This is a genomic window from Mesorhizobium sp. LCM 4576 (genome assembly GCF_001854815.1).
GTDB lineage: Bacteria > Pseudomonadota > Alphaproteobacteria > Rhizobiales > Rhizobiaceae > Mesorhizobium > Mesorhizobium plurifarium.
Genome location: NZ_MDDT01000005.1, coordinates 1 through 18,841 on the forward strand (window position 1 = coordinate 1; position 18,841 = coordinate 18,841).

15 protein-coding genes and 1 tRNA gene are annotated in these 18,841 nt (G+C 63.0%); 2 read left to right on the forward strand and 14 right to left on the reverse strand.

Annotated elements, in window-relative coordinates:
* Window positions 1-68 precede the first annotated feature (68 nt).
* The 3 genes from fusA to rpsL are packed head-to-tail and all read right to left on the reverse strand — an operon-like array spanning window position 69 to window position 3,041.
* The gene (gene fusA, locus LCM4576_RS01960) at window positions 69-2,159 is read right to left on the reverse strand and encodes an elongation factor G (protein WP_071030149.1); all 2,091 of its coding nucleotides are present in this window, start codon (window positions 2,157-2,159) and stop codon (window positions 69-71) included.
* A gap of 30 nt (window positions 2,160-2,189) precedes the next feature.
* On the reverse strand, window positions 2,190-2,660 hold the full coding sequence (rpsG, locus tag LCM4576_RS01965; protein WP_008875664.1) for a 30S ribosomal protein S7: 471 nt from the start codon (window positions 2,658-2,660) through the stop codon (window positions 2,190-2,192).
* Window positions 2,661-2,669: 9 nt separating this feature from the next.
* A complete protein-coding gene (gene rpsL, locus LCM4576_RS01970) occupies window positions 2,670-3,041 on the reverse strand; it encodes a 30S ribosomal protein S12 (RefSeq protein ID WP_071030151.1) in 372 nt (123 codons plus the stop codon).
* A gap of 461 nt (window positions 3,042-3,502) precedes the next feature.
* On the opposite strand from rpsL, the gene LCM4576_RS01975 reads away from it, so the two are divergent.
* Both LCM4576_RS01975 and LCM4576_RS01980 read left to right on the forward strand, forming a co-directional pair.
* Window positions 3,503-3,784: a transcriptional regulator gene (locus tag LCM4576_RS01975; RefSeq protein WP_071030153.1), complete on the forward strand. Its 282-nt coding sequence runs from the start codon at window positions 3,503-3,505 to the stop codon at window positions 3,782-3,784.
* A 64-nt stretch (window positions 3,785-3,848) separates the two neighbouring features.
* Window positions 3,849-4,778 carry a Gfo/Idh/MocA family protein gene (locus LCM4576_RS01980; protein ID WP_071030155.1) on the forward strand — a complete coding sequence of 310 codons (930 nt, stop codon included), beginning with the start codon at window positions 3,849-3,851 and terminating at the stop codon, window positions 4,776-4,778.
* Between the two features lie 33 nt (window positions 4,779-4,811).
* Here LCM4576_RS01980 and LCM4576_RS01985 read toward each other — a convergent pair whose 3' ends face one another.
* The 11 genes from LCM4576_RS01985 to LCM4576_RS02035 form a co-directional block, all read right to left on the reverse strand.
* Entirely contained in the window at window positions 4,812-5,477 is a 666-nt protein-coding gene (locus tag LCM4576_RS01985) for an O-methyltransferase (RefSeq protein ID WP_040983049.1), read from the reverse strand.
* Window positions 5,478-5,557: 80 nt separating this feature from the next.
* The gene (rpoC, locus tag LCM4576_RS01990) at window positions 5,558-9,754 is read right to left on the reverse strand and encodes a DNA-directed RNA polymerase subunit beta' (RefSeq protein ID WP_071030157.1); all 4,197 of its coding nucleotides are present in this window, start codon (window positions 9,752-9,754) and stop codon (window positions 5,558-5,560) included.
* A gap of 132 nt (window positions 9,755-9,886) precedes the next feature.
* Window positions 9,887-14,023: a DNA-directed RNA polymerase subunit beta gene (gene rpoB / locus LCM4576_RS01995; RefSeq protein ID WP_071030159.1), complete on the reverse strand. Its 4,137-nt coding sequence runs from the start codon at window positions 14,021-14,023 to the stop codon at window positions 9,887-9,889.
* Window positions 14,024-14,293: 270 nt separating this feature from the next.
* Window positions 14,294-14,674: a 50S ribosomal protein L7/L12 gene (gene rplL / locus LCM4576_RS02000; RefSeq protein ID WP_040983055.1), complete on the reverse strand. Its 381-nt coding sequence runs from the start codon at window positions 14,672-14,674 to the stop codon at window positions 14,294-14,296.
* A 54-nt stretch (window positions 14,675-14,728) separates the two neighbouring features.
* Window positions 14,729-15,247 carry a 50S ribosomal protein L10 gene (gene rplJ / locus LCM4576_RS02005; protein WP_071030161.1) on the reverse strand — a complete coding sequence of 173 codons (519 nt, stop codon included), beginning with the start codon at window positions 15,245-15,247 and terminating at the stop codon, window positions 14,729-14,731.
* Window positions 15,248-15,619: 372 nt separating this feature from the next.
* Complete coding sequence (gene rplA / locus LCM4576_RS02010; RefSeq protein ID WP_071030163.1) at window positions 15,620-16,318, reverse strand: 50S ribosomal protein L1; 699 nt, start codon at window positions 16,316-16,318, stop codon at window positions 15,620-15,622.
* Window positions 16,319-16,322: 4 nt separating this feature from the next.
* The gene (gene rplK, locus LCM4576_RS02015) at window positions 16,323-16,751 is read right to left on the reverse strand and encodes a 50S ribosomal protein L11 (RefSeq protein WP_071030165.1); all 429 of its coding nucleotides are present in this window, start codon (window positions 16,749-16,751) and stop codon (window positions 16,323-16,325) included.
* A 162-nt stretch (window positions 16,752-16,913) separates the two neighbouring features.
* Entirely contained in the window at window positions 16,914-17,441 is a 528-nt protein-coding gene (gene nusG / locus LCM4576_RS02020; RefSeq protein WP_041003121.1) for a transcription termination/antitermination protein NusG, read from the reverse strand.
* A 27-nt stretch (window positions 17,442-17,468) separates the two neighbouring features.
* Window positions 17,469-17,672 (reverse strand): preprotein translocase subunit SecE, encoded by a 204-nt coding sequence (gene secE / locus LCM4576_RS02025; protein ID WP_027170383.1) that lies wholly within the window; start codon window positions 17,670-17,672, stop codon window positions 17,469-17,471.
* Window positions 17,673-18,025: 353 nt separating this feature from the next.
* Window positions 18,026-18,098 (reverse strand) — tRNA-Trp (locus LCM4576_RS02030).
* A 135-nt stretch (window positions 18,099-18,233) separates the two neighbouring features.
* Window positions 18,234-18,719, reverse strand: a complete 486-nt coding sequence (locus LCM4576_RS02035; protein WP_040983065.1) for a group II truncated hemoglobin — start codon at window positions 18,717-18,719, stop codon at window positions 18,234-18,236.
* Between the last annotated feature and the right edge of the window lie 122 nt (window positions 18,720-18,841).

Below are 18,841 nucleotides of genomic sequence, written 5' to 3' on the forward strand. Positions count from 1 at the left end.
CATGTGATCTCTCCATTCCTGCCTGCCCGTGCGGGCCTTGAATTAAGGTCTCGTGCAACCCGCTCGAGTTACGCGTATTTCTTCTGAACTTCCTGGGCGACCGCGGTCGGAACCGGCTCGTAGTGGTCGAACTGCATCGTGTACTGGGCGCGGCCCTGYGACATCGAACGCAGATTGTCGACGTACTTGAACATGTTCGCGAGCGGCACCATCGCGTTGATGACGACGGCAACGCCGCGCGCTTCCTGGCCCTGGATCTGGCCACGACGGCCGTTGAGGTCGCCAATGACGCCCCCGACGTAATCTTCCGGCGTCACGACCTCGACCTTCATGATCGGCTCCAGCAACTGCACGCCGWGGCGCGGAGCGGCTTCCTTGAAGCAGGCGCGGGAAGCGATTTCGAACGCCAGCACCGAGGAGTCGACGTCGTGGAAGGCGCCGTCGATGAGGGTCGCCTTGACGCCGATCATCGGGAAGCCAGCGAACGGGCCGGAACCCATGACGCTGTTGATGCCCTTCTCGACGCCGGGGATGTATTCCTTCGGAACCGCACCGCCGACGATCTTGGACTCGAACACGAACTCTTCGCTCTCGGTGTTCGGCTCGAACAGGATCTTGACGCGGGCGAACTGGCCGGTACCACCGGTCTGCTTYTTGTGCGTGTAGTCCTGCTCGTGCGTGCGGGTGATCGTCTCGCGATAGGCCACCTGCGGCGCGCCGACATTGGCTTCGACCTTGAACTCGCGGCGCATGCGGTCGACGATGATGTCGAGATGCAGCTCGCCCATGCCGGCGATGATGGTCTGGCCGCYTTCCTCGTCGGTCTTGACGCGGAAGGACGGATCCTCAGCCGCCAGGCGATGCAGCGCGAGGCCCATCTTCTCCTGGTCGTTCTTGGTCTTCGGCTCGATGGCGATCTGGATGACCGGATCGGGGAACTCCATGCGCTCGAGAATGACCGGGTGCAGCGGATCGCAGAGCGTGTCGCCGGTGGTCGTGTCCTTCAGGCCAGCCAGAGCGACGATGTCGCCGGCATAGGCTTCCTCGATGTCGGCGCGCGAATTCGCATGCATCTGCAGCATGCGGCCGATGCGCTCCTTCTTGCCCTTCACCGTGTTGTCGAGCGAGGTGCCCTTGGTGAGCTTGCCCGAATAGATGCGGGCGAAGGTCAGCGAACCGACGAACGGATCGTTCATGATCTTGAACGCCAGCATCGACAGCGGCTCGTTGTCGTCGGCATGACGCTCGATCTCGGCGTCGGTCTTGGCGTCGACGCCCTTGATGGCCGGCACGTCGATCGGCGACGGCAGGTATTCGACGACGGCGTCGAGCAGCGGCTGCACGCCCTTGTTCTTGAAGGCCGAACCGCAGAACATCGGGAAGAACTTGACCGCGATGGTGCCCTTGCGGATCAGCGCGCGGATCTCGTCATTCGACGGCATCTTGCCTTCGAGGTAGTTCTCGAGCGCCGTCTCGTCCATCTCGACAGCCGCTTCGATCATCTTCTCGCGGTACTGCTCGGCCTTCGCCTTGAGGTCGGCTGGGATCTCGACGACGTCCCAGGCAGCGCCGAGCGTCTCATCGCGCCAGACGAGCGCGTTCATCTCGACGAGGTCGACGACGCCCTTGAACTCGGTCTCGGCGCCGATCGGCAGCTGCATGACGACAGCCTGCGCGCCGAGGCGCGAACCGATCATTTCCTCCGAGCGGTAGAAGTCGGCGCCGATCTTGTCCATCTTGTTGCAGAAGATCATGCGCGGCACGTGGTACTTGTCGGCCTGGCGCCACACGGTCTCGGTCTGTGGCTCGACACCGGCGTTGGCGTCGAGCAGCGCGATGGCGCCGTCGAGCACGCGCAGCGAACGCTCGACCTCGATGGTGAAGTCGACGTGTCCGGGGGTGTCGATGATGTTGAAGCGGCGCATCTTGCCGTCACGACCCTTCCAGAAGGTCGTGGTCGCGGCGGACGTGATGGTGATGCCGCGTTCCTGCTCCTGCTCCATCCAGTCCATGGTGGCTGCGCCGTCATGGACTTCGCCGATCTTGTGCGACTTGCCCGTGTAATACAGGACGCGCTCGGTCGTCGTCGTCTTGCCGGCGTCGATATGCGCCATGATACCGAAATTGCGGTAGTCTTCGATTTTGTATTCGCGGGCCATGGGAGGTTGCCTCTCAGTCTCGTTCGCGCTTTACCAGCGGTAGTGCGCGAAGGCGCGGTTGGCTTCTGCCATCTTGTGGGTGTCTTCACGCTTCTTGACGGCCGTGCCGCGGTTATTGGCCGCGTCCATCAGCTCGCCCGAGAGGCGATCGACCATGGTGGTCTCGTTGCGGTTGCGGGCCGCGGCGATCAGCCAGCGGATGGCCAGCGCCTGGCGGCGCTCGGGGCGCACGTCGACCGGAACCTGGTAGGTGGCGCCACCGACGCGACGCGAGCGCACTTCCACATGYGGCGCGACATTGTCGAGCGCCTGGTGGAAGACGGTGACCGGCTCCTGCTTGGTCTTGGACTGGACCTGGTCCAGCGCGCCATAGACGATGGTCTCGGCAACCGATTTCTTGCCATCATACATGACGGCGTTCATGAACTTGGTGACGATCAGATCGCCGAACTTGGGGTCCGGATTGATCTCACGCTTTTCTGCACTGTGACGACGGGACATGGGAAACCCTTACTTCGGACGCTTGGCGCCGTATTTCGAACGACGCTGCTTGCGGTTCTTCACACCCTGCGTGTCGAGCACGCCGCGGATGATGTGGTAGCGGACGCCCGGCAGATCCTTGACGCGACCGCCGCGGATCATGACCACCGAGTGTTCCTGAAGGTTGTGACCTTCGCCGGGGATGTAGCCGATCACTTCAAAACCGTTGGTCAGGCGAATCTTGGCCACCTTGCRCAGCGCCGAGTTCGGCTTCTTCGGCGTCGTCGTGTAGACGCGCGTGCAGACGCCCCGCTTCTGCGGGTTCTGCTGCATGGCCGGGACCTTGTTGCGCTTCACCGGCGCCAGGCGCGGCTTGCGGATCAGCTGGTTGACGGTAGGCATTAAACCCTCTTGTCTCTCAATTCCGTGTCTGCCCTGTCAGGGCCGCTCAAAGCGTCATTTCCATACGCAAATTCGGGCAACACACCGCGRCTCGCGGTCCTGCCCGAACAAATTGCAGAGGAAGCGGAAGCCGCTTCATGCGCGCCGGAAATGTCTTTTCGCTCGTAAAACGAACCCTGTTTGAGACAAACTCCAAAGCGTGTCGCCTCKGAAAGGCTGGTCTCACATCGGTTCTGACGTGGYGGCTTCTACTCGTAAGGTCATTGCCCGTCAACCCCGCAACGGCAAATATTGCGGTCAATTCGGGGCTTGGCAGCCATGCGCAAAACGCATGTAATTTTATTGCGCCTTTTTTCAAGAGCGAGGAAGAAAGTGACCGGCTTGCGGCTGTCTTCCGGGCTTGCTTCGTGCCAAAAGGCGGCTTGAACCGGACTATCTGCCGGAAAATGAGGAATCAACCCGTGAACGACAATGAGGAACGGCCGGTCACCATCATCACCGGACGGGTCTGGCGCAAGAAAGGCGGCAAGCCGGAGGGCGTGCACGTGATGCTGGTGGCGCCCGACGATGATTCTGCCGTGCGGCGCGSGCTCGAATCGCTCGCCGCGGAAGGATTCGCGGAGGCAGAGCTCGACCAGATCGGCGACATGGAGGGCGAGCCCGACGAGGAGCCGCATCTGTCGGCCTATCAGGGCGCGCTCGAAGGCGAGGTCTCGATCGTTACCTTCGACGAGCCGTTCTGATACCGCACCGGCGTAACGGCCTTCCCGACAACCTAAAGCCAGCACTCTTCTCTCCGGAGCTCCCATGACCAGCAACGCAATCAAGCTCGGCATCGTCGGCGTGGGAAAGATCGTTCGCGACCAGCATTTGCCGGCGATCGCCAAGGACGGCAATTATCAGCTCATCGCCGCGGCCAGCCGCCACGGCAAGGTCGACGGCATTGCCAACTATCCCAATATCGAAACAATGCTTGCGGCCGAACCCGGCCTCGAGGCGGTCTCGCTCTGCATGCCGCCGCAGTTCCGTTACGACGCCGCACGCACCGCGCTGGAAGCGAAGAAGCATGTGTTCCTCGAAAAGCCACCGGGYGCGACGGTGAGCGAAGTCGAGCACCTTAAGGCGCTTGCCGAAAAGAACGGCGTCTCGCTCTTCGCCAGCTGGCACTCCCGCTACGCGCCGGCGGTCGAAGCCGCGCGCGCTTTCCTCGCCTCGGCCAGGCTGACTTCGGCCGCCATCAACTGGAAGGAAGACGTGCGCCGCTGGCACCCGAACCAGGAATGGATCTGGGAACCGGGCGGCTTCGGCGTGTTCGATCCGGGCATCAACGCGCTGTCGATCGCCACCCACATCCTGCCGCCGATGTTCATCACCTCGGCCGTCCTCGATTTTCCGGAGAATCGCGCGGCGCCGGTCGCGGCGCATGTCGCCTTCCGCACGTCCAACGGCCTGCCGGTGACGATGGAGCTCGACTGGCTGCAGACCGGCCCGCAGAGCTGGGACATCCTGGCCGAGACCGACAAGGGCAAGATGGTGCTGTCAGGCGGCGGCGCGAAGCTCGCCGTTGACGGCAACATCATCCATGACGAGCCGGAAGCCGAATATCCGATGCTTTACAAGCGCTTCGCCGAGATCGTTCGCGCCGGAGCTTCGGACGTCGACCTCGCGCCGCTGCAGCATGTTGCCGATGCTTTCATGCTGGGCAAGCGCAACGTGGTCGAGGCGTTTTTCGACTGAGACCGCGGTAAAGCGCCGAGGCGAACGAGATCCTTACTCGACGATCGCGATGGCGAAACCGTCATAGCCCTTGGCGCCGACGGTCTGGATGGCGGTGCCGTCCAGTCGCTTCTCGCCACCGATGAACGAGAACGCGGCGCGAGCGCCTTCGACATTGGCGTCGCCGCTGTTCTTTTTCACGACCGCACCGTCGCGGATGACGTTGTCGCAGACGATGACGGTGCCCGGGCGCGCCAGCTTCATGGCCCAGTCGAGATAATTCGGGTTGTTCGGCTTGTCGGCGTCGATGAAGATCAGGTCGAACGGCCCCGCATTTTCGCTGCCAAGGGCGGCAAGGGACTGGAGCGCGGGACCGACCCGTAGGTCGACCTTGTCGGAAACCCCTGCCCGCTCGAAATTCGAGCGCGCGACCTTGGCGTGGTGCGGGTCGAGCTCCAGCGTCACGACCTTACCGTCCGCCGGCAATCCCCTTGCCATCCAGATGGTCGAGTAGCCGCCGAGCGTGCCGACCTCCAGCACGGTCTTGGCACCGCGGATGCGCACCAGCAGCGACAGCAGCTTGCCCTGCGCCGCCGAGACGTCGATCGCCGGCAGGCCCTGATCGCGGTTGGCCTTGAGCACCGCATCCAGCATTGGATCCGCTTCGAAAAGAGCGGAAACGATATAGTCGTCGACAGAAGTCCAGGTCTTGCTGCTCATGGCTCTTCCTCGTTCGTGAAGCCAAAATGCAAGAAGGGGCCGCGTAGGCCCCTTCTCGTCGTCTCTCATATCATAACCGCTTACTGCGCGGCGTTGACCATGTCGGTCAGCATCGGCTCRGCGACCTCGACACCGGAGGCCTTGCGGCGCTCGTCGATGATGAGCTCGTCGCGCGAAGTGGCGATGCGCCGGATTTGGCTCATCGTGCCGCCCGTGCCGGCCGGGATCAGGCGGCCGACGATGACGTTTTCCTTCAGGCCCTGCAGCATGTCGGTCTTGCCGGCAACCGCTGCCTCGGTCAGCACCCTGGTCGTCTCCTGGAAGGAGGCGGCCGAGATGAAGGACGGCGTCTGCAGCGAGGCCTTGGTGATGCCGAGCAGCACCGGCTGACCTTCGGCCGGCTTCTTGCCGTCCTCGATCAGGCGCTCGTTGACCTCTTCCAGCTCGATCACGTCGACATGGTCGCCCGGGATGTAGGTCGAGTCGCCCTGCGTGGTGATCTCGACCTTCTGCAGCATCTGGCGAACGATCACCTCGATGTGCTTGTCGTTGATCGACACGCCCTGCAGGCGGTAGACCTCCTGGATCTCATTGACGAGGTAGGAGGCAAGCGCCTCCACGCCCTTGATCGCCAGGATGTCGTGCGGCGCCGGATTGCCGTCGAGGATGTAGTCGCCCTTCTCGATGACGTCGCCGTCCTGGAGATGGAACGGCTTGCCCTTCGGGATCAGGTACTCCACCGGCTCCAGCGTCGAGTCATGCGGCTCGATGATGATGCGGCGCTTGTTCTTGTAGTCGCGGCCGAAGCGGATCGTGCCATCGATCTCGGCGATGATGGCGTGATCCTTCGGACGGCGAGCCTCGAACAGTTCCGCGACACGCGGCAGACCACCGGTGATGTCCTTGGTCTTGGCGCTTTCCATCGGGATACGCGCCAGCACGTCGCCCGGCTTCACATGGGCGCCCGGCTCGACCGAGAGGATGGCCTCGACCGAGAGCAGGAAGCGCGCATCGCCGCCCTTCGACAGCTTGCCGACCTTGCCCTTGGCGTCCTGGATGACGATCGCGGGCTTCAGGTCGCTGCCGCGCGGCGTCGAACGCCAGTCGATGACCTCACGCTTGGTGATGCCGGTCGACTCGTCGRCCGTTTCCTGGACGGAAATGCCGTCGACCAGATCCTCGAACGCCACGCGACCCTCGATTTCGGTGAGGATCGGGCGGGTGTAGGGATCCCACTCGGCGATACGCTGGCCGCGCTTCACCTTGTCGCCATCGTCCACGAAGATGCGCGAACCATAGGCGACGCGGTGCGTGGCGCGCTCCTTGCCGGTCTCATCGAGGATGAGCACCGCCATGTTGCGGCCCATGACCATCTGCTGGCCTTCCGAGTTGCGCACCACGTTGCGGTTGCGGATCTGCACCTTGCCCTCATAGGAGGCTTCAAGGAACGAAGAATCCACCACCTGCGCCGTGCCGCCCATGTGGAAAGTACGCATGGTGAGCTGGGTGCCAGGCTCGCCGATCGACTGCGCCGCGATGACGCCGACGGCCTCGCCCTGGTTGACGGGAGTACCGCGAGCCAGGTCGCGTCCGTAGCAGACGGCGCACACGCCGGTCCTGACCTCGCAGGTCAGCGCCGAACRGATGCGGACCGACTGCACGCCGGCCTTTTCGATCTGCTCCACATCACGCTCGTCCATCAGCTTGCCGGCCTTGACCARCAATTCGCCGGAGACCGGATGGTTGATGTCGTCGAGCGCGGTGCGGCCCAGCACGCGCTGGCCGACCGAAGCGACGATCTGACCGGCATCGACGATCGGCTGCATGGTGAGGCCCTTGTCGGTGCCGCAATCCACGGAGTTGACGATGCAGTCCTGCGCCACGTCGACGAGACGGCGGGTGAGGTAACCCGAGTTCGCCGTCTTCAAGGCGGTGTCGGCCAGACCCTTGCGGGCGCCGTGGGTCGAGTTGAAGTACTCGAGCACGGTGAGACCTTCCTTGAAGTTCGAGATGATCGGCGTCTCGATGATCTCCCCCGACGGCTTGGCCATCAGGCCGCGCATGCCGGCGAGCTGGCGCATCTGGGTGGGCGAACCGCGCGCACCCGAATGCGACATCATGTAGATCGAGTTCATCGGCTTCTGACGGCCGTTCTCCTCGAACTCCACCGCCTTGATGCGCGCCATCATTTCGTCGGCGACCTTTTCCGAGCACTTGGCCCAGGCGTCGACGACCTTGTTGTACTTCTCGCCCTGCGTGATCAGGCCGTCATTGTACTGCTGCTCGTATTCCTTGGCCAAAGCCTCGGTGTCGGAAACAAGCTTCAGCTTGGTGTCCGGGATCAGCATGTCGTCCTTGCCGAACGAAATGCCGGCACGGCAGGCATGCGCGAAGCCCAGCGCCATGATGCGGTCGCAGAAGATGACCGTCTCCTTCTGACCGCAGTGGCGGTAGACGGTGTCGATCATCTTGGAGATGTTCTTCTTGGTCATCTCCTGGTTGGCGGTCTCATACGGCACGTTGACGTTCTTCGGCAGAAGCTCGCCGATGATCATGCGGCCAGGCGTGGTGTCATAGATCTTCGACACGACATTGCCTTCGGCGTCGACTGTGCGGAAGCGGCCCTTGATCTTGGCGTGCAGCGTCACGGCTTTGGTCTCCAGCGCATGCTGGAGCTCGCCCATGTCGGCGAACACCATGCCTTCGCCCGGCTCGTTCTGGTTGACGATCGACAAATAGTAGAGACCGAGAACCATGTCTTGCGACGGCACGATGATCGGCGCGCCGGAGGCCGGGTGCAGGATGTTGTTGGTCGACATCATCAGCACGCGGGCTTCGAGCTGCGCTTCCAGCGACAGCGGCACGTGGACCGCCATCTGGTCGCCGTCGAAGTCGGCGTTGAAGGCGGTGCAGACCAGCGGATGCAGCTGGATCGCCTTGCCTTCGATCAGGGTCGGCTCAAACGCCTGGATGCCAAGGCGATGCAGCGTCGGCGCGCGGTTCAACAGCACCGGATGTTCGCGGATGACCTCGTCGAGGATATCCCAAACCTCCGGACGCTCCTTCTCGACCAGCTTCTTCGCCTGCTTGACGGTCGAGGAGAAACCCTTGGYGTCGAGACGGGCGTAGATGAAGGGCTTGAAGAGCTCGAGCGCCATCTTCTTCGGCAGGCCGCACTGATGYAGCTTCAACTCCGGACCGGTCACGATGACCGAGCGGCCGGAATAGTCGACGCGCTTGCCGAGCAGGTTCTGGCGGAACCGGCCCTGCTTGCCCTTGAGCATGTCGGACAGCGACTTCAGCGGACGCTTGTTGGCGCCGGTGATGACGCGGCCGCGACGGCCGTTGTCGAACAGCGCGTCGACGGCTTCCTGCAGCATGCGCTTTTCATTGCGCACGATGATGCCGGGCGCGCGCAGCTCGATCAGCCGCTTCAGGCGGTTGTTGCGGTTGATGACGCGGCGATAGAGATCGTTGAGATCGGACGTCGCGAAGCGGCCGCCGTCCAGCGGGACGAGCGGGCGCAGGTCCGGCGGGATCACCGGAACCACCTTCATGATCATCCATTCCGGACGGTTGCCGGATTCCATGAAGTTCTCAACGACCTTGAGCCGCTTCAGGTATTTCTTCTGCTTGAGCTCGGAGGTGGTCGAAGCCAGCTCCGAACGCAGGTCGCCGGCGATCTTCTCCAGGTCCATGCCGGCCAGAAGGTCATGGATGGCCTCGGCGCCGATCATGGCGGTGAAAGAATCCTCGCCATACTCGTCCACGGCGAGCATGTACTCTTCCTCGCTGAGGAGCTGGTTCTCCTTCAGCGCGGTCAGGCCCGGCTCGGTGACGATGTAGTTCTCGAAGTAGAGCACGCGCTCGATGTCCTTGAGCGTCATGTCGAGCAGCGTGCCGATGCGCGAGGGCAGCGACTTCAGGAACCAGATATGGGCGACGGGCGCGGCGAGCTCGATATGGCCCATGCGCTCGCGGCGAACGCGCGACAGCGTGACTTCGACGCCGCACTTCTCGCAGATGACGCCCTTGTACTTCATGCGCTTGTACTTGCCGCACAGGCACTCATAGTCCTTGATCGGGCCAAAAATGCGCGCGCAGAACAGGCCGTCACGCTCCGGCTTGAAGGTGCGGTAGTTGATGGTCTCCGGCTTCTTGATCTCGCCGAACGACCAGGACAGAATCTTCTCTGGGCTGGCAAGCGAGATCCGGATGGAATCGAACACCTGCGCAGGCGCCTGCGGGTTGAAGAGATTCATGACCTCTTGGTTCATGCCGTTCTCCTTTTCGGGGTCCTCGATAACCCCTTCAATCGATCGCGGACGAAATGTCCGCAGACTGGCCGGTCGAACCGGCCGAGAATTTTGAGGGGCGCGCCGCCCTTAGAGCGGCGCGCGCCGTAGCCTTTACTCGGCTGCGTCGGGCAGACGCGTCGGGACCTCTTCGAGCTGGGTGTTCTCCAGCTCGACATTGAGACCGAGCGAGCGCATTTCCTTGACGAGCACGTTGAAGCTCTCCGGAATGCCCGCCTCGAACGTGTCGTCGCCGCGCACGATCGCCTCGTAGACCTTGGTGCGGCCGGCGACGTCGTCCGACTTCACCGTCAGCATTTCCTGCAGCGTGTAGGCGGCGCCGTAGGCTTCGAGCGCCCAGACCTCCATTTCGCCGAAGCGCTGGCCACCGAACTGCGCCTTGCCGCCCAGCGGCTGCTGGGTGACGAGCGAGTACGGGCCGATCGAACGCGCGTGGATCTTGTCGTCCACCAGGTGATGCAGCTTGAGCATATAGATATAGCCCATCGTCACCTTGCGATCGAACGGCTCGCCGGTGCGGCCGTCATAGAGCTGCGACTGACCGCTGGTGTGCAGGCCGGCCTGCTCCAGCATGGTGTTGATGTCGGCCTCATGCGCGCCGTCGAACACCGGGGTCGCGATGGAGACGCCGCGGCGCATCTGCTCGCTCAGGCGAACGATGCTCTCGTCGTCATACTCGCGGATCGGCTCGTTGCGGTCGTTGGCCGGCATGAAGCTTTCCAGCGTCTTGCGCAGCGGCTTGATGTCGCCGCCCGCCTTGTAGGCGTCGATCAGCTCGCCGATCTTCCTGCCCATACCGGCGCAAGCCCAGCCCAGATGCGTCTCCAGGATCTGGCCGACATTCATGCGGCTCGGCACACCCAGCGGGTTGAGCACGATATCGGCATGCGTGCCGTCCTCGAGGAAAGGCATATCCTCGACCGGAACGATGCGCGACACGACACCCTTGTTGYCGTGACGGCCGGCCATCTTGTCGCCCGGCTGCATCTTGCGCTTCACCGCCACGAAGACCTTGACCATCTTCATGACGCCCGGAGGCATTTCGTCGCCGCGCTGCACCTTCTCGACCTTGTCCATGAAGCGCTGCTCGAGCGCCTTCTTGGACTCGTCATACTGGCCGCGCAGAGCCTCGAGCTCGCCCTGGAGTTTCTCGTTCTCGACGGCGAACTGCCACCACTGCGAACGCGGATACTCGTCGAGCGTGTCCTTCGACAGCTYCGAGCCCTTCTTGAAGCCTTTCGGTCCGGCGATCGCTTCCTTGCCGACCAGCACGTCGGAAAGACGCGCATAGACGTTGCGGTCGAGGATCGCCTGCTCGTCGTCGCGGTCCTTGGCCAGACGCTCGATCTCCTCGCGCTCGATCGCCATCGCGCGCTCGTCCTTCTCCACGCCGTGGCGGTTGAAGACGCGCACTTCGACGACCGTGCCGAAGGTGCCCGGAGGCATGCGCATGGAGGTGTCGCGGACGTCCGAGGCCTTTTCGCCGAAGATGGCGCGCAGAAGCTTCTCTTCCGGCGTCATCGGGCTTTCGCCCTTCGGCGTGATCTTGCCGACCAGGATATCGCCCGGCTGCACTTCGGCACCGATATAGACGATGCCGGCCTCGTCGAGGTTCTTCAGCGCCTCTTCCGAAACGTTCGGAATGTCGCGCGTGATTTCCTCCGGCCCGAGCTTGGTGTCGCGCGCCATGACCTCGAACTCCTCGATGTGGRTCGAGGTGAAGACGTCGTCGGCCACGATGCGCTCGGAGAGCAGGATCGAGTCCTCGTAGTTGTAGCCGTTCCACGGCATGAACGCGACGAGCACGTTGCGGCCGAGCGCCAGATCGCCGAGCTCGGTCGACGGACCGTCGGCAATGATGTCGCCCTTGTTGACGCGGTCGCCCATGCGCACCAGCGGACGCTGGTTGATGCAGGTGTTCTGGTTCGAACGCTGGAACTTCATCAGCCGGTAGATATCGACGCCCGACTTGCCGGGATCGAGATCTTCCGTGGCGCGGATGACGATACGGGTGGCGTCAACCTGGTCGACCACGCCGCCACGACGGGCGCCGATGGCCGCGCCCGAGTCACGGGCGACGACCGGCTCCATGCCGGTGCCGACGAACGGCGCCTCGGCGCGCACCAGCGGCACGGCCTGACGCTGCATGTTCGAGCCCATCAGCGCGCGGTTGGCGTCGTCGTTCTCGAGGAACGGGATGAGCGCGGCCGCGACCGACACCATCTGCTTCGGCGAGACGTCCATCAGGTCGACGTTTTCGCGCGGCGCCATCATCACTTCGCCGGCGTTACGGCAAATGACGAACTCGTCGACGAAGCTGCCATTCTTGTCGAGCTCGGCGTTGGCCTGCGCGACATAGTGCTTGGCCTCTTCCATCGCCGACAGATAGACGACCTCGTTGGTCAGCTTGCCGCCCACGATCTTGCGGTACGGGCTTTCGATGAAGCCGTACTTGTTGACGCGCGCGAAGGTGGCCAGCGAGTTGATCAGACCGATATTCGGACCTTCCGGCGTCTCGATCGGGCAGATGCGGCCGTAATGCGTCGGGTGCACGTCGCGCACCTCGAAGCCGGCGCGCTCGCGGGTCAGACCGCCCGGTCCAAGCGCCGACAGGCGACGCTTGTGGGTGATCTCCGACAACGGGTTGGTCTGGTCCATGAACTGCGACAGCTGCGAGGAACCGAAGAACTCGCGCACGGCGGCGGCCGCCGGCTTGGCGTTGATCRGGTCCTGCGGCATGACCGTGTCGATCTCGATCGAGGACATGCGTTCCTTGATCGCGCGCTCCATGCGCAGCAGCCCGACGCGGTACTGGTWCTCCATGAGCTCGCCGACCGAACGCACGCGGCGGTTGCCGAGATTGTCGATGTCGTCGATCTCGCCCTTGYCGTCGCGCAGTTCGACCAGCGTCTTGACCACAGCCAGGATGTCTTCCTTGCGCAGCACGCGCACGGTGTCCTCGGCCTTGAGCTCGAGGCRCATGTTCATCTTGACGCGGCCGACGGCCGACAGGTCATAGCGCTCGCTGTCGAAGAACAGCGAGTTGAACATGGCTTCGGCGGTCTCGAGCGTCGGCGGCTCGCCCGGGCGCATGACGCGGTAGATGTCGAACAGCGCGTCCTGGCGGCTCTCGTTCTTGTCGACGGCCAAGGTGTTACGGATGTAGGCGCCGACATTGACGTGGTCGATGTCCAGGATCTGGATCTCTTCCTCGCCGGTGCCGAGCAGCACTTTCAGCGTCTTGTCGTCGATCTCGTCGCCGGCCTCGAGGAAGATTTCACCGGTGGCGTAGTTGACGATGTCCTCGGCGAGATAGTTGCCGAGCAGATCCTCGTCGGTCGCCTTGATGGCCTTGAGACCCTTTTCGCCGAGCTGGCGGGCCTGGCGCGCGGTGATCTTCTTGCCGGCCTCGACGACGATCTCGCCGGTGTCGGCGTCGACAAGGTCGCCGACGGCCTTGAGGCCGCGGAACCGCTCGACGTTGAAGGGAATGCGCCAATGGTCGCCGGAGCGCTTGTAGGTGATCTTGTTGTAGAAGGTCGACAGGATCTCTTCGCCGTCCATGCCGAGCGCCATCAGAAGCGACGTCACCGGGATCTTGCGGCGGCGGTCGATGCGGGCGTGCACGACGTCCTTGCTATCGAACTCGATGTCGAGCCACGAACCGCGATAGGGGATGACGCGCGCGGCAAACAGAAGCTTGCCCGACGAGTGCGACTTTCCCTTGTCATGGTCGAAGAAGACGCCCGGCGAGCGGTGCATCTGCGAGACGATGACGCGCTCGGTGCCGTTGACGATGAAGGTGCCGTTCGACGTCATGAGCGGCATGTCGCCCATGTAGACGTCCTGCTCCTTGATGTCCTTGATCGACTTCGCGCCRGTATCCTCGTCGATATCGAACACGATGAGGCGCAGCGTCACCTTGAGCGGCGCGGCATAGGTCAGGTCGCRCTGACGGCACTCGTCAACGTCGAATTTCGGTGCCTCGAACTCATACTTCACGAACTCCAGCATGGAGGAGCCGGAAAAGTCGGAGATCGGGAAGACCGACTTGAAAACGGCCTGCAGCCCTTCGTCCGGACGGCCGCCCTTGGGCTCGTCCACCATCAGGAACTGGTCATAGGATGCCTTCTGAACCTCGATGAGGTTCGGCATCTCCGCAACTTCCGGGATCTTTCCGAAGAACTTGCGTACGCGTCTGCGGCCATTGAAAGTCTGGGTCTGGGCCATCGTCGCTCCTTAGCTCTAAACTCGGGACGAACCTCGCCGCGGCTCGCCTTGCACCAACGGGCGGCCTCGGCGGCTGCCCCTATCTGTTTTTCCGGTCGCCTTTTCCAATCGCTTGGCGGCTACCGGCTAAAACGGGAGAAAACCCGTTTCCGGAAGGCCGCTTTTCGGCCCTCAGGAAAGAGGTTTTCAAACGCCTCGCGCAACAAAGCCCTCCCTCGATCCAAGGGAGGGGGCGGACGGCGCGAGACCGCCCGCCCCTGCCTGACAGGCTTACTTCAGCTCGACCTTGGCGCCAGCTGCTTCCAGCTGAGCCTTGAACTTGTCGGCGTCGGCCTTGGAAACGCCTTCCTTGACCGGCTTCGGAGCCGCTTCGACCAGGTCCTTGGCTTCCTTGAGGCCAAGGCCGGTGATGGCGCGGACTTCCTTGATGACGTTGATCTTCTGGGCGCCGGCGTCGGCGAGAACGACGTCGAATTCCGTCTTCTCTTCAGCCGGAGCAGCGGCAGCGGCAGCGCCACCGGCAGCGGCGGCAACAGCCACCGGAGCAGCGGCCGAAACGCCCCACTTCTCTTCCAGGAGCTTCGACAGCTCAGCCGCCTCGAGGACGGTCAGCTTCGAAAGGTCGTCTACGATCTTCGCGAGATCAGCCATTTTGATATTCCTTTAGTTGGTTCGAACGTGTGTTGTTGACAGCGAGGAACGGCCTCATGCCGCCTCGTCCTTCCGGGCGTAAGCGCCGATGACGCGCGCGACCGAAGCCGCGGGCGCATTGACGATCTGGGCGATCCGGGTTGCCGGCGTGGCGATCATGCCAACCAGCTTGGCGCGCAGCTCGTCGAGCGACGGCATCGTGGCGAGTGCCTTGACACCATCGGCGTTGAGCGAGGTCGAGCCCATCGCGCCGCCGAGAATGATCAGCTTGTCATTCCCCTTGGCGAAATCGGACGTGACCTTCGGCGCCGCAACCGGATCCTCCGAATAAGCGACCAGCGTCTGTCCCTTGAACAGATCGACGATCGATGCGGAGTCCGTGCCCTGAAGAGCGATCTTGGCGAGACGGTTCTTCGCGACTTTGACGGTGCCGCCGGCGGCGCGCATCTTAGACCGGAGGTCGTTCRTTTGCGCCACGGTGATACCGGCGTAGTGGGCCACGACGACTGAACCCGCGTTCGTGAACGCTTCGTTCAGGCCCGTGACGAGTTCGCGCTTTTCCGCTCTGTCCACTGCCTATCTCCAGTTGACCCCTGCCTCATTTTCGAGGTCAGAAGTCGGGTTGCCTTTTGCCGGCCGGGCCATCCAAATCCTGGATCTCCCGAACGGCGCTCGAGGATCCTGCCCCCTTTTTCGCCACACCGACGGCAAGCCGGCGATGTGCTGACAAAAGGCAAACACGGTTCGAACCTTTCATTGGAGCACTTGCTCCTTTGTCGGGTCTTCACCCGTCTCATGCAGGCCCAATCGAATTAAGGCTTTTGGGCCGCCKGCAATCTCGGACAGGACATCCGGAAACCTTTCGGCTCCCGGGTTACCGGGCCGCCGACGGATCGGCGGTCCGGAATTCTTGTTACGATCAGCTCGAGGCCGACCGGACGACACTTACGACGCGGCGAGCGTCGCGATGTCGAGCTTGAGGCCCGGGCCCATCGTCGAGGTGACCGACACCTTCTTGACGTAGTTGCCCTTGGCGCCCGCGGGCTTGGCCTTGTTCACCGCATCGGCGAAGGYGCGGACGTTCTCTTCCAACGCCTTGACGTCGAACGAGACCTTGCCGACGCCGGCCTGGACGATGCCGGCCTTCTCGACGCGGAACTCGACGGCGCCGCCCTTCGAAGCCTTGACGGCCGCGGCCACATCGGTGGTCACGGTGCCGACCTTCGGGTTCGGCATCATGCCGCGCGGGCCGAGCACCTTACCCAGACGGCCGACCAGCGGCATCATGTCCGGGGTGGCGATGCAGCGATCGAAATCGATCGTGCCCTTCTGGACGATGTCGACCAGGTCCTCGGCGCCAACCACATCGGCGCCGGCGGCCTTGGCTTCCTCAGCCTTGTCGCCGCGAGCGAACACGGCGACGCGCACCGAGCGGCCGGTGCCGTTCGGCAGGTTGACCACGCCGCGGACCATCTGGTCGGCATGGCGCGGATCGACGCCGAGATTCATCGAGACCTCGACGGTCTCGTCGAACTTCACCTTGGACCGGTCCTTGAGCAGCTGCAGCGCCTCGGAGAGGGCGTAAGCCTTGTTCGGATCGATGCCTTCGCGGCTCTTGGCAACACGCTTTGCAATCTTTGCCATGATCTTAGCCCACCACTTCCAGGCCCATCGAGCGGGCGGAGCCCTCGACCATGCGCATGGCCGCCTCGACGTCGTTTGCGTTCAGGTCCTTCATCTTCTGCTCGGCGATCGCGCGCACCTTGTCGCGGCTGATYGTGCCGACCTTGGTCTTGCCCGGCTCCTTGGAGYCCGACTTCAGGTTGGCGGCCTTCTTCAGGAAGTAGCTCACCGGCGGCGTCTTCATGACGAAGGTGAACGACTTGTCCTGGTAGTAGGTGATGACGACCGGGATCGGCGACCCCTTCTCCATCTCCTGGGTCTGCGCGTTGAACGMCTTGCAGAACTCCATGATGTTGATGCCGCGCTGACCAAGCGCCGGGCCGATCGGGGGCGACGGCGTAGCCGAGCCCGCGGCAACCTGGAGCTTGAGCTGGCCTGCAACTTTCTTAGCCATCTCTATTCCTGCCTTTTCTCATGCCGGCCCCATTCTCGGGCAACACCGGCGGTTGCAGTCTGGTGGTACGGTTCCGACGGCCGGCTATGCCGCCTTCGCCTCCCACCCGTTCATGCGGCGTTTTTCACACCGCCCCGACGCCTTGCGGCGCGGATATACGGATCAGCCCTTTTCGACCTGTCCGAATTCCAGATCGACAGGCACGGCGCGCCCGAAGATCGAAACTTCCACCTTGAGGCGGGCACGCTCCTCGTCCACTTCCTGGACGACGCCGTTGAACGACGCGAATGGACCGTCCGAAACGCGGATCGCCTCACCGATCTCGAAGGTGACCGACGGCTTCGGCCGCTCGACACCTTCCTGGACCTGGTTCAGGATGCGCTGCGCCTCGGTCTCGGTGATCGGCACGGGCTTGGAGTCGCCCAGGAAGCCGGTGACCTTCGGCGTGTTCTTGACCAGCGAGAACACGGCATCGGTCAGATTGGCCTTCAGGAGCACATAGCCCGGGAAGAACTTGCGCTCGGCATCGACCTTGCGACCGCGGCGGATCTCGACGACCTTCTCGGTCGGCACCACGATCTGCTCGATCTCGCCGGACAAGCCCTTCTGCTTGGCCTTGTTCTCGATGTCCTCGGCGACCTTCTTCTCGAAGTTCGAATAGGCGTGGACGATATACCACCGCGCAGTCATTTCACGACCTCTCCGTAAACCGCCGAATTAATGCCCGAGACCCAGGATCCACTCGATCGCATAGCCCATCAGAATATCGGCAGCGAAGAAGAACAGCATCGCGATCACCGCGAACACCAGGACCATCACGGTCGAGATCATGGTTTCGCGCCGCGAAGGCCATGTCACCTTGGCCGTCTCCGCGCGGACCTGCTGGAGAAAGGTGAAGGGATTAGTGGTTTTCGAAGCCATGTGCCGCCTGTTTTCAAGACCCGTTGGCCGGGCCTCCTGGATGATCCCGCTGGCCGGGACGTGCCGCCTGGGCTCTATGCGGCGCGAATCAGCGCCGCTATTTCACCCACGCAAATCAGACGCGTAAAGCCGGCTTCCCAGCTCCACGCGTCGCGTGTCTGTCTTGTCTACATAAAACCGATTCTTAATCCACGCAAGTGGCAAGGTCCGCTTTATGCCCTAGCGCCGCCTCGGAACCATCCAGTCGTCCCGTCCCGGCTATGCGGGGCTTATGCCCCAATTTTCCCCATATGGCAAGCCACCCGCCGATTTTCAACCGCGGAGGCTTCGATCGGCCACTTTCGAGGAGATGACACGGGCAGCAGGGCTCGAACCTACGACCTGCGGTTTTGGAGACCGCCGCTCTACCAACTGAGCTATGCCCGTGCATGCGCTGTTCGGCGCAGGCGCTTCCTAAAAGCTTCCGGGCACTCTGTAAAGAGCACTCCGATGCCGTTTTGGAGGCTTTGTCAGAAATCTGGATGCAGATAGGCCGGCAATCGATCGCGGGCGCACAGGCGCTTACGATTTCCCGGCCGGCGGCTTATAAGGTCCGCCCGGCACACCCCAGCCCCAGGCCGGCATCGGCTCGGTCTCGGGATCGCAGGTCTCGCCCAGATTCGAGTTCATCTTCGCCAGCCGCGATCCCCACTCGACATAACCCATGAAGGCGGAGCGGAATTCGGGGTCGTCCGGCAGGCCGATCTCATCCGCAGCATCGGCAAGGAGATTGATCCAGCGGCGCCGCTGTTCCTCGGTCAGGTGCTTGCCAAGGTGATGCATCACCATCTCGCGATGGCCGCCATGCTTCTCGCTGTAGGTCTTCGGCCCGCCAAAGACCTCGCCGATGAAGGCGGCGACATGCGCCGGGTGATCCGGCGACATGTGTTCGAACACCGGACCGACGATCGGATCCGCAGCCACCTTGTCATAAAAGGTCCGGGTCAGCCGGTTCAGCGCCTCGCTGCCGCCGGCCCATTCATATAAAGTCGGGATGTCCTCGCGCATCGCCGCTCCTCCACTGTGCATGCAGCACCGGCAGGATAGCGGCAGCGCCCTGCCCGGCTCAACCTGCCTCAATGGCCAGTGCGCGCTATCTCCTTGTTTACGCAATTCCGGACGGAAAACCG